Source organism: Methylobacterium planeticum, from assembly GCF_008806345.1.
Classification (GTDB): Bacteria; Pseudomonadota; Alphaproteobacteria; order Rhizobiales; family Beijerinckiaceae; genus Methylobacterium; species Methylobacterium planeticum.
On sequence record NZ_VZZJ01000004.1, the window covers coordinates 67,692 to 80,371 of the forward strand.

The 12,680-nt window shown below is 68.8% G+C and carries 14 protein-coding genes; 7 read left to right on the forward strand and 7 right to left on the reverse strand.

Going from position 1 to position 12,680, the window contains the following annotated elements; genetic code table 11:
• Positions 1-96 precede the first annotated feature (96 nt).
• Positions 97-1,134, forward strand: a complete 1,038-nt coding sequence (gene moaA, locus F6X51_RS05920; RefSeq protein WP_150962307.1) for a GTP 3',8-cyclase MoaA — start codon at positions 97-99, stop codon at positions 1,132-1,134.
• A 5-nt stretch (positions 1,135-1,139) separates the two neighbouring features.
• On the opposite strand, the gene F6X51_RS05925 is transcribed toward moaA, so the two are convergent.
• From F6X51_RS05925 to F6X51_RS05935, 3 genes are read right to left on the reverse strand one after another with little or no spacing between them, the layout of a single operon-like run.
• Entirely contained in the window at positions 1,140-1,772 is a 633-nt protein-coding gene (locus tag F6X51_RS05925) for a TPM domain-containing protein (RefSeq protein WP_150962308.1), read from the reverse strand.
• Positions 1,762-2,553 (reverse strand): TPM domain-containing protein, encoded by a 792-nt coding sequence (locus F6X51_RS05930; protein ID WP_150962309.1) that lies wholly within the window; start codon positions 2,551-2,553, stop codon positions 1,762-1,764. Before F6X51_RS05930 ends, F6X51_RS05925 begins: the two co-directional genes overlap by 11 nt.
• A 9-nt stretch (positions 2,554-2,562) precedes the next feature.
• On the reverse strand, positions 2,563-3,198 hold the full coding sequence (locus F6X51_RS05935; protein ID WP_150962310.1) for a LemA family protein: 636 nt from the start codon (positions 3,196-3,198) through the stop codon (positions 2,563-2,565).
• 111 nt (positions 3,199-3,309) lie between these two features.
• On the opposite strand from F6X51_RS05935, the gene F6X51_RS05940 reads away from it, so the two are divergent.
• From F6X51_RS05940 to F6X51_RS05950, 3 genes are all read left to right on the forward strand, one after another.
• The gene (locus F6X51_RS05940; protein WP_150962311.1) at positions 3,310-3,660 is read left to right on the forward strand and encodes a hypothetical protein; all 351 of its coding nucleotides are present in this window, start codon (positions 3,310-3,312) and stop codon (positions 3,658-3,660) included.
• Positions 3,661-3,741: 81 nt separating this feature from the next.
• The gene (locus F6X51_RS05945) at positions 3,742-4,044 is read left to right on the forward strand and encodes a SelT/SelW/SelH family protein (protein ID WP_150962312.1); all 303 of its coding nucleotides are present in this window, start codon (positions 3,742-3,744) and stop codon (positions 4,042-4,044) included.
• Between the two features lie 67 nt (positions 4,045-4,111).
• A complete protein-coding gene (locus F6X51_RS05950; protein WP_150962313.1) occupies positions 4,112-6,328 on the forward strand; it encodes a sensor histidine kinase in 2,217 nt (738 codons plus the stop codon).
• A gap of 17 nt (positions 6,329-6,345) precedes the next feature.
• Here the strand turns inward: F6X51_RS05950 and F6X51_RS05955 are convergent, their stop codons facing one another.
• Complete coding sequence (locus F6X51_RS05955; protein WP_150962314.1) at positions 6,346-7,335, reverse strand: NUDIX hydrolase; 990 nt, start codon at positions 7,333-7,335, stop codon at positions 6,346-6,348.
• A gap of 353 nt (positions 7,336-7,688) precedes the next feature.
• Between F6X51_RS05955 and thiE the strand changes: the two genes are divergently transcribed.
• The 3 genes from thiE to F6X51_RS05970 all read left to right on the forward strand — a co-directional run bounded on the left by thiE (position 7,689) and on the right by F6X51_RS05970 (position 9,979).
• On the forward strand, positions 7,689-8,399 hold the full coding sequence (gene thiE / locus F6X51_RS05960) for a thiamine phosphate synthase (RefSeq protein WP_150962315.1): 711 nt from the start codon (positions 7,689-7,691) through the stop codon (positions 8,397-8,399).
• Positions 8,396-9,205 carry a bifunctional hydroxymethylpyrimidine kinase/phosphomethylpyrimidine kinase gene (gene thiD, locus F6X51_RS05965; protein WP_150962316.1) on the forward strand — a complete coding sequence of 270 codons (810 nt, stop codon included), beginning with the start codon at positions 8,396-8,398 and terminating at the stop codon, positions 9,203-9,205. Before thiE ends, thiD begins: the two co-directional genes overlap by 4 nt.
• A gap of 144 nt (positions 9,206-9,349) precedes the next feature.
• Positions 9,350-9,979, forward strand: coding sequence for a helix-turn-helix domain-containing protein (locus tag F6X51_RS05970; RefSeq protein ID WP_150962317.1), 630 nt, complete (start codon positions 9,350-9,352; stop codon positions 9,977-9,979).
• 6 nt (positions 9,980-9,985) lie between these two features.
• On the opposite strand, the gene F6X51_RS05975 is transcribed toward F6X51_RS05970, so the two are convergent.
• The 3 genes from F6X51_RS05975 to F6X51_RS05985 all read right to left on the reverse strand — a co-directional run bounded on the left by F6X51_RS05975 (position 9,986) and on the right by F6X51_RS05985 (position 12,680).
• Positions 9,986-10,573: an ABC-type transport auxiliary lipoprotein family protein gene (locus tag F6X51_RS05975; RefSeq protein WP_150962562.1), complete on the reverse strand. Its 588-nt coding sequence runs from the start codon at positions 10,571-10,573 to the stop codon at positions 9,986-9,988.
• A 110-nt stretch (positions 10,574-10,683) separates the two neighbouring features.
• Positions 10,684-11,766 carry an MlaD family protein gene (locus F6X51_RS05980; RefSeq protein WP_150962318.1) on the reverse strand — a complete coding sequence of 361 codons (1,083 nt, stop codon included), beginning with the start codon at positions 11,764-11,766 and terminating at the stop codon, positions 10,684-10,686.
• Positions 11,767-11,867: 101 nt separating this feature from the next.
• Positions 11,868-12,680 carry an ABC transporter ATP-binding protein gene (locus tag F6X51_RS05985; RefSeq protein ID WP_246696643.1) on the reverse strand — a complete coding sequence of 271 codons (813 nt, stop codon included), beginning with the start codon at positions 12,678-12,680 and terminating at the stop codon, positions 11,868-11,870.

Here is a 12,680-nt window from a genome sequence, read left to right on the forward strand (position 1 = left end):
CTCCGGCGCCGAGAAGACCTCATATGCCAACGCATGCTAGGTTCGTCACGAGACGGTATCCTAAATTCTCGGCCGCAGCAGAGTTCAGAGTCCCGCATGTGGGGTCCCCGTACCGATGAGCCCCCCGCGGCTCGGAGCACCGTGCCGCTGATCGACCCGTTCCAGAGGGCGATCACCTACCTGCGCATCTCCGTGACGGATCGCTGCGACCTTCGCTGCGTCTATTGCATGTCGGAGGAGATGAGCTTCCTGCCCAAGCGCGACCTCCTCAGCCTGGAGGAACTCGACCGCGTCTGCGGCGTGTTCATCGAGCGGGGCGTGCGAAAGCTGCGCATCACCGGCGGCGAGCCGCTGGTCCGGCGCGACATCCTGCATCTGTTCCGCCGCCTCTCGCGGCATCTCGGCACCGGTGCCCTCGACGAGCTCACGCTCACCACGAACGGGACCCAGCTCGGCCGCTTCGCCTCCGAACTCGCGGATCTCGGGGTCAGGCGCATCAACGTCTCCCTCGACACCCTCGACCCGGACAAGTTCCGCGCGGTCACCCGGCGGGGCGACCTCAAGCTCGTGCTCGACGGGATCGAGACCGCGCGCAGGGCCGGCCTTAGGGTCAAGATCAACGCGGTGGCGCTCAAGGGCGTCAACGAGGACGAGATCGCCGACATGATCGCCTGGGCGCACGGCGACGGGATGGACATGACGCTGATCGAGGTCATGCCGCTCGGCGAAGTCGAGGGCGACCGCACGGATCAGTTCCTGCCGCTCTCGGTGGCGCGCGCACGGCTCGAGAGCCGCTACACCATGACCCCGCTGCCCGACCGCACCGGCGGCCCCGCACGCTACGTGCGCATCGCCGAGACCGGCGGCCGGCTCGGCTTCATCACCCCGCTGACACACAACTTTTGCGAGAGTTGCAACCGCGTCCGCCTCACCTGCACGGGCAAGCTCTACATGTGCCTGGGGCAGGAGGACGCGGCCGACCTCCGCGCCGCGCTCCGTGCGTCCCCGGACAACGCCCTCGTCACCGACGCCATCCTCGAGGCGATCACCCGCAAGCCCAAGGGCCATGATTTCGTGATCGAGCGGGCCCGCCCCGCAGCCGTCCCCCGCCACATGAGCGTGACGGGCGGCTGATCCGCCTAGTCGGCGACGATCACCCGGTTTGGCAACTCGTCCCGGTCACCCGGCTCCGGCGGGAACTCCGCAGCCAGGATCGCGCCGACCTCATGGACGGCTCCGACCAGCCCGGCCTCGATCTCGCCCTGGCGCAGAGCGCCCAGCAGCCTACCGATCGTGCCGGTCCACCGCTCCGGCGCGATGCGCGCCAGGATACCGGCATCGGCCACGATCTCGGCGTGCCGCTCCGCCATCGCGAGGTAGATCAGTACGCCGGTGCGCTTGCGGGTCCGGCTCAGGCCCCGTGTCCAGAAGGCGAGCCGGGCCGCGTCGCCGGCCCGGGTGCGGCGCAGGTGCTGCGGAACGAGGGCGAGGCGCAGGGGCTCGCTCAGCCCCGCCGCCAGCAGCGCGAGCACGAGCCCGGCCTGCGCCAGCGCGATCGCCGCGGCACTGAGATTCGTCATCCAGATCATCGGCCAGGGGAGAACGAGGCCGCACAGCAGGGCGACGAGGAGCGCGACCGAGCGATAGGTGCCCGCCCGGGCGCTGACCATCACGACGATCTCGCCGGAGGTGCCCGCCTCGGCGCTCCGGACCGCCTCGGAGATCCTGTCGCGCGCGTCCGGGGCGAGGATGCTCATTCGCCTACCAGTCACCGGATGCACCCCCGCCGCCCGAGGAGCCGCCCCCTCCCGAGAACCCGCCGCCGTCGCCGAAGCCGCCGGAAACGCCCCCGCTCCATCCGCCCGAGGGCGGTCCGGGCACGATGATGAAGCCGCCGCCTCGGCGACCGGCCCCGCGCTGAGCGCGGCTCATACGCCAGAATACGAAGATGATGACGATGAGGATGACGAGGAAGACCAGGCCCTGCAGCGGGTCGGCCTCGTCGCCCCGCACCTTGGCGCGACGGTGCCATTCGTCGGCATCCCCGGAGAGGATCGAGAGCATCGCATCGACGCCGGCATTGATCCCTCCGGCAAAGTCACCCGCTTTGAAACGGGGCGTGATGGCCGTGGTGATGATGACCTTGGAGAGGGCGTCCGTGAGGGCACCCTCCAGGCCGTAGCCGACCTCGATCCGGACCTTGCGCTCATTCGGCGCCACGACCAGCAGGGCACCATTGTTCGCATTCTTCTGCCCGAGCTGCCAGGCCCGGAAGAGGCGGTTGCCGAAATCCTCGATGCTCGTGCCCTGAAGGCTCGGCACGGTCGCGACGACGACCTGGTCCGAGGTCTTGTCCTCGTACGCCTTGAGTTTGGCCTCGAGTCCAGCCCTCTCCTCGGGTTGAAGGATGCCGGCCGCGTCGACGACACGGCCGGTGAGCGCGGGGAAGGTCGGCTCTGCGGCCACCCCCGCGGAGCTCAGTCCGAAGAGGACGATCAGCAGGACCGCGAGGATCGCGCGGGGACCGGTGCTCCGCGCCGGACCCGGCCACATCGGCAACGCCTAGAACTTCACGTTCGGCGGACGCTCCGCGTTCGGTGTCGCTGTGAAAGTCTCCATCGGCTTTGCCTCCGGATAGAACCACGCCGCGATCCAGCGGCCCGGGATGGTGCGCACCTCGGTGTTGTAGGCCTGAACGGCCTGGATGTAGTCGCGCCGCGAGACCGCGATCCGGTTCTCGGTGCCCTCAAGCTGGGATTGGAGAGCCAGGAAATTCTGGTTCGACTTCAGGTCCGGGTAGCGCTCGACGGTGACGAGAAGGCGCCCGAGCGCGCCCGAGAGCTGATTCTGCGCGTCCTGGAATTCCTTGAACTTCTGCGGATCGCTGATCGTGCCGGCATCGACCTTGACGCTGGTCGCCTTGGCCCGGGCCTCGACGACGCCGGTCAGCACATCCTTCTCCTGTTGCGCGTAACCCTTCACGGTCTCGACGAGATTGGGAATGAGGTCGGCGCGGCGCTGATACTGGTTCTGCACCTCGCTCCAGGCCGATTTCGCCTGTTCCTCCAGAGTGGGCACCCGGTTGATGGCGCCGCAGCCGGAGAGGCAGGAGGCGAAGACGATCGCCGCGAGAGCACCGAGGATCCGTGCGAGCACAGGCGTACGGGGCAGGGTGCTTTGGCTGGAGCCGGACGGCATGAAGTTCCTCCTGATCCCCGTTCTGGTCGCTCAAGCGGCCGGCACGCGACGAGGTCCTGACGATGTGACGCGCGGTGGAGCTTGGCCTTTCCACCTCCCTGCGACAGATAGGTGCCGCGTGGCGCACGAAAAGGCCGGACCACTCCCCCGATTCTGTCGCCGCGCCATATCGGCGTAGTGGAGAGCGAGCCCGCACTGATCGTCCGCGCGACCGATCTGGAGACCACGACCGATCTCGGGACCCTGATCGCCTCGACCCGGACGCCCGCGCTCCGGCCTCGGGTGACCTTCGGAAAGCACAGCGGCCGGCAGTGGAGCGCGAGGAGCGACGACTTCATCGCCTGGGTGCTGGCGCATGGCGGCTTCGCTGTCGACATCCGCTTCGCGGCGCGTCATGACCGGCGACTTGCGCCGGGCGCGACACCAGCACGCAGCCCTTGCGCATCTAGAAGCGGGGTGTGACAGCGCGTAATGGCCCTTCGGCCGCTGTCACGCTCCGCCGGATGGTTGACAACCGGTCAGCCGGAGTGCGCTTTGCAAGGCATGGACGGAACGCCGGACGCCGCGGCAGCGAGACCGCGGGTTGCGATAACATATTGCACGCAGTGCAACTGGCTTCTGCGGGCGGCCTGGATGGCTCAGGAACTCCTCTCCACCTTTCGCGACGATCTCGGCGAGGTCGCGTTGCGACCGGGCACCGGAGGCCATTTCGCGATCGAACTCGACGACGATGTGATCTGGGAACGCAAGCGCGACGGCGGTTTTCCCGATATCAAGACCTTGAAGCAGCGCGTGCGGGATCGCCTCGACCCGACGCGTGATCTCGGCCATATCGACCGGCCATGACCCGTTCCCGCCCGACGATTCGCCCGGTTGGGGCCCGATTCCTGCGCTGTGTCAGCCGGATTTCGATATGGCCGTGAGGCGGGAGCTGGAGCGCGGAACCGCTTCGCGACCTTCGGAGCCGCTGCGAAGCTCCGGGCTCCGACGCCGCCTCGACCGCCTAGCGCAGCGCGGGTTCTCGACGCAGGTCTACCTCGTCGCGCTCGTGGTGGCCCTGATCGGCCCGGGCCTTCTCTTCACCGCCATCCTGCTGATGCGCTACGCCGCCGCGGAGCGCGCACGCTTTGAGCAGGACGCGCGCGAGAACGTGCGGGGGATCGCCCTGTCGATCGATCGCGACACGGCAGGCCTCGTCTCCGTGCTGCAAACACTCGCGACCTCGCCGCGCCTGAGGGAGGGCGAGTTCGACGCATTCGACGCCCAGGCGCGCCTCGTTCGCGACGCGATCGACCTCGAGATCGTCCTGCGCAAGCCCGACGGGCAGCAGGTCGTGAATACCGGCATCAAGCACGGCGCGCCGCTACCGATATCAACGCTGCCCTTCGACCGCGAGATCGCGGCAGGCACACAGCGCGCGATGGTGTCGGGCCTGATCGCGGCCCCAACCCCGGAGCAATCCACCTACGCGGTCGCAGTGCCGGTCCAGGTCGAGGGTGAGGTCACCTACATCCTCAGCTTCAATGCGCCGGTCGCCCGCCTGCAGTCGATCCTGGCCCGCGAGGTGGTCGAAGGCTGGACCACCGGCATCTCCGACCGGGAGGGGACGATTCTCGGGCGATTGCCCGATCCCGCCGCCGTGGTCGGCCGCCAGCGCCTCGTCACGCTTCGGCAGAACCAGACCGACACGCCCGGCGTGTGGGAGGGCAAGGATCGCCTGCGACGCCCCGTCGTCGTGGTCGAGGCCCGCTCCCGCCTCACCGGCTGGACGGTCGCGGCCAGCATCCCCCAGACCCTCGTCGACGCACGGCTGCGCCGCTGGATCTGGGCCTTCGGCGGCTTCGGCCTCCTCGTGCTCGCCACCTCCTCCGCCCTCGCGGTCAATCTCTGGTCCCGCGTGTCGCGACCCCTGCGCCAACTCGCGGCCTCCGGACCTGCCCTGGCGCGGGGGGAGGCGATCCCGCGCATCACGTCGCCCGTCCACGAGATCCGTCGCCTCGCGGATGTGCTGGCCGACGCCTCCCTGCGCCTGCGGACCCGAGAGGAGGAACGCGACCGGGCGCTCGCCGAGACCCGCCACGGCCTGTCGGCCCTGCGCGAGAGCGAAGCTCGGTTCCGACACATGGCCGATTCCGCGCCCGCCCTGATCTGGATGACCGATGAGAACGCGAGCGTGAGCTTTGCCAACATGCATTTCGAGCACATGTTCGGGATGGCGGCTGCGGAACTCGCGAACGAGGGCTGGCGCCGCATCGTCTATCCGCCGGACCTCGAGGGGTTCTCGGCGACGTTCAACGAGGCCTTCGCGGCACGCTCGGCCTTCCGGACCGAGGTCCGGGTCGTGGATTGCGAGGGCAATGTGCGCTGGCTTCGCTGCGAGGGCGTGCCGCGCCTGAACGATGCGGGCACGTTCCTCGGCTACACCGGCTGCAACGTCGACATCACGGACGCCAAGCAGGCCGAGGAACACCTGATCCTGCTCATTCATGAGCTGAATCACCGGGTGAAGAACACGCTCGCGACCGTGCAATCGATCGCGGGCCAATCGCTCCGCAGGCTCGAAGGAGAGGAGGCGAGCGCGGCTCGGGCCGCCTTCGAGGCACGGCTCCTGGCGCTCGCGCGCGTGCACGACGTGCTCACGCGGGAGAGCTGGGAAGGCGCGGAACTCGGGACGGTCGTGGCGGACGCGATCCGTCCCCTCGACGCAACCGAGGGTCAGCGCTCGCGCTTCACGGTGGCCGGCCCGCCCCTGCGGCTTCCGCCGCGGCTGGCGCTCTCGATCGCGATGGCGCTGCACGAGCTCGGCACCAATGCGGTGAAGTACGGGGCGCTCTCGCGGGAAGGTGGTACCGTCTCCATCGCGTGGTCGGTACGGCGAGAGGAAGATCTCCGCCTGTTCCTCCGCTGGACGGAGACCGGCGGTCCGCCCGTGACCCCACCGACCCGGACGGGCTTCGGCTCGCGGCTGATCGAGCGGAGCCTCGCCCGGGAGCTTGCGGGCGAGGTCCAGCTCCTCTTCGTGCCGACAGGTGTCGTCTGCACGATCGAGGCGCCTGTCCCGCCGCCGGGACTTCTCGAGCGACGCAGCACGACCACCGCCGCACGACAGCCGGCCGCCATCCCGGATTGAGTTCCCGGCGGGAGGGTTCAGGAAGGGCGTCTCGACGGCGTGAGGCGCAGGCCCGGCGCCGGCCTCTCGAGGAGCACCTCCCGGCGGAAGCGCACGAGTCTGGCCGGACGCCCCGCCGTGCCGCTGGTGACCCAGTCCGTCTCCTCGACGAGCCCCTGTTGCGCCACGAGGCGCCGGAAGTTCTGCTTATGCAGTTCCGACCCCGCCAGCGCTTCGACGGTGCGCTGCAGCTGAAACAGGGTGAAGGTCGGTGGCATCAGCTCGAAGACGACGGGGCGGTACTTGATCTTCCCGCGCAGCCGCCCGATCGCCGTCGCAAGCACGCGCCGATGGTCGAAGGCCATCGGCACGCCGGTCGGGTCGCCCGGCACGGCGGCCCCGGCATTGCCCCGCGCCTCCGGGATCAGACCGGCCTCGAACAGCAATTCATAGCGCTCGAGGACTCGCTCCTCGTTCCAGGTTCCGCCGCCGAGACCGAAGGTCAGGCCGAGACGGTCCGCCCGCAGGCGGCGGAGCTTGGCATCCGTCGGCGCGGCCGCCCAGGCGAGAAGCTTCGGCTCGATCGCATCGAGAGCAGCCGGGCGCCCCTGCCGGAAATCCTCGTAGGGAAGGTACCGGTACCAGTTCCGCCACGAGGCTTCCGAGAGTCCGCCGGTGCGTGCTTCCCGCGCGAGGGCGAGATAGGCCACCGAGAGCGAATGCAGGCCCTGGGCACCGCCTTCTCGATCGCGGTCCCCGAAGGTGTAGAGCTGCTCGACATAGCCGAGGCGCTGATCGGTCTGGCGCTCGACCCAAGCCCGTAGGCCGCGCTCCAGCGTGGCATGTTCCGGGACGAGGGGCCCGGCCGGGAGACCGTCCTGGCGCCCGGCGGCCTGACCCGGCACTTGCACGGTCAGCGCCCGGGGCTCCCCGTCGGTTGCCGCAACGATGACCGCAACGAGTCCCACGGAGGAGGGGTTCAAGACCGCGAGGCCACCTCCGCTCGGACACGCTTTCGCTTCGGTCATCTGTGCCGAATGCCTCCCGATCCGTCGAGGCTCCGACCGCGTGTCGAGCCTTCCCGAAGAACCATGCCTCCTCGGGATCCGTTCTGCTTTAGCCGCAGATTTCATCCCCCCGTCAACGCGGACATGTCAGCGCGGCGTGGATTCCCGGCTTGGCGGAACAAGGGATGCTCATTCCCCGACGTCGGGTCCGCGACGAATCCGGAGACGCTCGCGTGTGCCCGTCCGCGCTGATCGGGCACCGGCTCTTGCCAAGTATCCCGGTCGGCGCCTAACCCCTCGCTGAAGCGGCAGCGCGGGCCTGTGTGAGACTCGATCATGCGCGGACATCTGGCGTCATCCACAGAGGATTTCCTGTGAGCGGCTCCCCCATTCCCCACCCCGAGGCGGTGAGGCCGGTCGATTTGCGGCTCTACGGGATCCTCGATGCCGGTGTCTCGGGGTGCGACGGCGCCCGGCTGGCCGCGATGGCATCGGAGGCGATCGCCGGCGGCTGCACGCTCCTCCAGTATCGCGAGAAGACGATCGAGGACGCGCGCGCCGCCCTTGCGCGCATCCGGGCAATTCACGATGCGATCGACGGTCGGGTTCCGCTGCTGGTGAATGACCGCGTCGATCTCGCGCTCGCTGCGGGCGCCGAGGGCGTGCATCTGGGGCAATCCGACCTTCACCCCGCCGATGCGCGCCGCTTGCTCGGGCGGGATGCCATCATCGGGCTCACGCTCAAGTCCGGAACCCACGCGGACGAACTCTACCGGCTGCCCGTTGATTACGCCTGCATCGGCGGCGTCTTCGCGACGAAGAGCAAGGACAATCCGGACCCGCCGGTCGGGCTGGATGGTTTCACCCGCATCGCCTTCCGCGCCCGCCTCGCGCGCGGGGGCGGCCTGCCGATCGGCGCGATTGCGGGCATCGATTCCAGCAATGCGGCCGCGGTGATCGCGGCCGGCTCGGACGGGATCGCGGTGATCTCGGCGCTCTTCGGCGCCGGCGACGTCGAGGCGCGCGCCCGCGACCTGCGCGACCGGGTCGAGGTCGCCCTGAAGCATCGGGGATCGGTCCGATGAGCACGCCGATCGCCGTCACGATCGCGGGCTCGGATTCCGGCGGAGGCGCCGGCATCCAGGCAGATCTCAAGACCTTCTCGGCGCTTCAGGTCTACGGGGCGAGCGTCGTGACCGCCCTGACGGCGCAGAACACGATCGGCGTCCAGGCCATTCACGACGTGCCGCCCGCCTTCATCGCGGCGCAGATGGAGAGCGTGTTCTCCGATCTCGCCGTAACGGCCGTGAAGATCGGAATGCTCTCCCAGACGGGGGTGATCACGATCGTGGCGGACGCGCTGACCCGCTACGCCGCCAACCTGCCGATCGTTCTCGATCCGGTCATGGTGGCCACGAGCGGCGACCGCCTGATCTCCGATGAGGCCGTCGACGCCCTGCGCCGGCACCTGATGCCCCTGGCGGACCTGATCACCCCGAATCTGCCGGAAGCCGCGACGCTGCTCGACGAGCCTGTTGCCACCGACGAAACGGTGGCCCTTGCGCAAGGGCAGCGCCTGCTCGCCCTCGGGGCGAGGGCGGTCCTGATCAAGGGCGGCCATGCCCAGGGTGAGGAGAGCGTCGATCACCTCATCACGGCGGACGGGCGTCCGCAGCGCCTGACGTCGCGCCGCATCGACACGCGGAACACGCATGGGACCGGCTGCACTCTCTCGTCCGCCGTGGCGGCAGGCCTCGCGCGCAGGCTTTCGCTGCGTGACGCCGTCGATGCGGCGAAGCACTACGTGACGGCGGCGATCGGCGCGTCTGACACGCTGCAGGTCGGGCGGGGACATGGGCCCGTTCAGCACTTTCACGCCCTGTGGCGGTAGGTCGTCGGACGCCGATTCCACCGCCCGCAAGGTGTGATCTCCGGGAGGATCACGCATGTGTCCGCCTTGCATCCGGGGCTCGATTGCGTTTGAAGTAGCGTACGATCGTTCGGATAATGGAACGAGTCATCGGGCAACGAGGCGATGCAGGATCAGGCGGAACGTGTCGAGCGTGGGCGGACGCGCGATCTATTGACGGGCGCCCAGGTCCTGTCGGGTCAACTCGGCAAGACCATCCAGCGCCTGCGCAAGGCCTACAATCTGTCCTTGTCGGAACTCGCCGAGCAGTCCGGCGTGGCGAAGTCGATCATCAGCCAGATCGAGCGCAACGAGACCAATCCGACCCTCGCGACGATCTGGCGCTTGAGCCAGGCTCTCGACGTCTCGATCGAACGGGTTCTCGCCACCGGCGACGAGGAACCCTTCATCGAGAAGTCCTCACGCGCCGATACGCCGATCCTCGTCTCCGAGGATGGCAAGGTGCGGCTCGCGATCATCGGCTGGATCAAGACGGTGGAGTGGCTGCAATGGTACGAGGTCTCCGCCGATCCCGGCGGCGTCCTCGACTCCGACCCGCATCAGCGCGGATCGGTGGAGTCGCTCTCGGTGAGCGAGGGCGTCTTCGAGGTGGACGTCGCGGGGGTGGTCCAGCGCGCGCGTGCCGGGGAAACGCTGCGCTACCGCTGCGACCGGCCGCACGCGGTGCGCTGCGTCAGCGAAGGTCCGGCCCGGGCGATCATGGTCGTGATCATGAAGGCGGCCGTGATGGAGTAGGGGCACTCAGCGCCCTGAATTCGCCCAGCGCACGATCTCACCGAGGACATTGGCCAAAGCCGCATCGAGGCCGGCGGCGGCGTTCGGCGCGTCGACCTTCTGCACCGGCACCCGGGCCTGGAACACGCGGGCCGCGACGACACGGCCCGTCCCCTCGGCAATCAGCTTGGCCGAGATGTCGACCACGGCCTCACCCGAGCCTGCCGCGATATCGAAGGCGCGGATCTCGCTGATCAGCTGATAATCGGAGACGATCTTATCACCCGGCCGGCTCACGGAGCGAAGGCGGCCCGTATTCTCCAGACTCTGGATGATCCGTGTCTGGATAAGCCGCGGCAGGCGGTCGGCCCATTGGCCGCCGCCTAGGAAGGACAGCCCGCCGCCCGGCTCGCGCACGATGATGCGGTCGGCTTCGAGAGGCTGGATGCCGACCGGCTCAGCCACCACGATCGAGCGCGCCGCCGCCACGGAGCGGCCGGAGACGGGGAGCGCCGCGAGGTCGAACGTCAGCGGCGCGCTGCCGCCCCCACAACCGCCGAGCGCGGTCACGGCCAGCAGGGCGACGAGCGCCGGAAGAAGCAGGCGAGAAGGCATCGAGGGAACCTGAAAGTCTCCCGTCGCGCGAGCGGACGGCGACACGAAAACTACGGCAAAGCTAGAAAGGTGCCGTGCGCACGGACACTCCCGGGAGGCCTTGGCGCCGATCACCGCCCACCGTTGTATTCCGGCAACGACGGCTTCCCGCCGAAGATCACCTGCGATGGATCGCGTTCCAGGCTCTTCACGGTCCGGTTCAGCGTGTTGAGCGTCCGCTGGCCGTCTGTCGACAGGGCCTCGACCTCGCGACGCCCGGTGCCGCTCAGGCGGTTGAAGCTCGTGGCGATGTTGGCGGTGCGCTTGTCGAGGTTCTCGGACAGGGTCCGGAAGGCCTTTCCGGCATCACGAACAGAGATGGCGGCGTCGCGGACTTCCGAGAAGGTACTCGACCCGGCCTGCCCGGAAGCGGATCCGAGGAAGCCCTCGGCGCCCTTCAGGACGCCGTCGATGCGGTCGGCGGAAGCATTGAGCTTGGCCGCGAGGGTCCGGGCATCGTGCAGGCCGGCCTCGATATCCGGGCTCGCGGAACTGAGGGCTGCGGAGAACCGGTCGGCATTGTCGACGACGCGGTTCAGCTTCTGCCCATCGATCGCCTGAACCAGGGAACTGACCGATGGGCCGGCATCCGCGAGGGTCTTCGAGAAGGCCTCGACATTCGCGAGCGTCCGGTTGATCGCGCCCTCATTGCCGGCGACCACCTTGTCGAGGCGCTGCAGCACGTCGTCCGCCCGCTGGGCGATCTGCTTGGCGGCGGCCAGCATGTCCTGGATGTCGGAGGAATCGGCGAAGATCGTCGGCATCTGATCGCCGGACCCCGGCGCGAGAGGCGGCGCATCGGCATTTCCGCCGCTCAGCGCGATGACGGAGACGCCGGTGAGCAGGGCCGAGTCGAGCCGGGCGCGCGTATCGGCCCGCAAGGGCGTCGAGGGCGCGACGTTGACGACGGCGATGACGCGGCGCGGGTCCTGCGGCAGGAGGCGGACATCCGTCACCTCGCCGACCTTGATGCCGTTGAAGGTGACGCTCGAGCCCTTGGCCAAGCCGCCGACGCTGCCCGAGAAGACGATGCGCACCGCCTGGGACACCTGCCGGGAGGATCCGCCCTGCAGCCAGAACACGAAAACGAAGCCAGCAACGATCACCGCCAGCGTGAAGGCGCCGATCAGCGCATAGTTTGCACGCGTTTCCATCAGATCATCGCTGTCCCGGATCGGCCGAAGCGAGGCTGTGCGGCAGCACACGCGGGTCAGCCGTCATCGCCGCGCAGGGCCTGTGTCTGACGCGGGCGTGATCACGCATGAGCATGCCGCGGCGCCGTGACGACCGCGCGACCGCGCTTGCCGTGGAAGTACGAGCGCACCCAAGGGTGGTTCGAGGCCAGCATGGTCTCGATCGGACCTTCGGCGATGATCTGGCCATCCCCGAGCGCCGCGATGCGGTCGCAGGCCGTGTAGAGGCTGTCGAGGTCGTGCGTGACCATGAAGACGGTCAGTCCGAGCGTCTGCTTGAGCGTCGCGACGAGCTCGTCGAACTCGCCCGCGCCGATCGGATCGAGGCCGGAGGTCGGCTCGTCGAGGAACAGGATCTCCGGGTCGAGCGCGAGGGAGCGGGCGAGGGCCGCGCGCTTGATCATGCCGCCGGACAGCTCCGAAGGCAGCTTGTCGGCCGCATCCGGCTTCAGCCCGACCATCTCGATCTTGAGGCGGGCGAACTCGTCCAGCAGGCGCTCGGACAGGTTGAGGTGCTCGCGCATCGGCATCTGGATGTTCTGCTTCACGGTCAGCGCCGAGAACAGCGCACCCTGCTGAAACAGCACGCCCCAGCGTTGCTCGATCTGCCGCCGGCGCGCGATGGTGAGGCCATCCATATCCTCGCCGAACACCTCGATCTGGCCTGAGCGCTTCGGAACCAGCCCCAGGATCGTCCGGGTCAGCACCGACTTGCCCTGGCCCGAGGGACCGACGAAGCCGAGGATCTCGCCGCGCCGGATATCGAGGTTCAGCCCCTTCAGGATGGTGCGGTCGCGGAAGCCCACGACGAGATCGCGCACGCGGATGATCGCGTCGCGGCGGCTGCCGTCGGAGAGGGGCGCGAGATCTGACAC

Excerpts from the sequence above, each read along its gene's own strand:
- moaA (WP_150962307.1), top strand. The coding sequence starts at position 97 with ATGTGGGGTCCCCGTACCGATGAGCCCCCCGCGGCTCGGAGCACCGTG.
- F6X51_RS05930 (WP_150962309.1), bottom strand. The coding sequence starts at position 2,553 with ATGTGGCCGGGTCCGGCGCGGAGCACCGGTCCCCGCGCGATCCTCGCG.
- F6X51_RS05935 (WP_150962310.1), bottom strand. The coding sequence starts at position 3,198 with ATGCCGTCCGGCTCCAGCCAAAGCACCCTGCCCCGTACGCCTGTGCTC.
- F6X51_RS05945 (WP_150962312.1), top strand. The coding sequence starts at position 3,742 with ATGGACGGAACGCCGGACGCCGCGGCAGCGAGACCGCGGGTTGCGATA.
- F6X51_RS05950 (WP_150962313.1), top strand. The coding sequence starts at position 4,112 with ATGGCCGTGAGGCGGGAGCTGGAGCGCGGAACCGCTTCGCGACCTTCG.
- F6X51_RS05955 (WP_150962314.1), bottom strand. The coding sequence starts at position 7,335 with ATGACCGAAGCGAAAGCGTGTCCGAGCGGAGGTGGCCTCGCGGTCTTG.
- thiD (WP_150962316.1), top strand. The coding sequence starts at position 8,396 with ATGAGCACGCCGATCGCCGTCACGATCGCGGGCTCGGATTCCGGCGGA.
- F6X51_RS05970 (WP_150962317.1), top strand. The coding sequence starts at position 9,350 with ATGCAGGATCAGGCGGAACGTGTCGAGCGTGGGCGGACGCGCGATCTA.
- F6X51_RS05975 (WP_150962562.1), bottom strand. The coding sequence starts at position 10,573 with ATGCCTTCTCGCCTGCTTCTTCCGGCGCTCGTCGCCCTGCTGGCCGTG.
- F6X51_RS05980 (WP_150962318.1), bottom strand. The coding sequence starts at position 11,766 with ATGGAAACGCGTGCAAACTATGCGCTGATCGGCGCCTTCACGCTGGCG.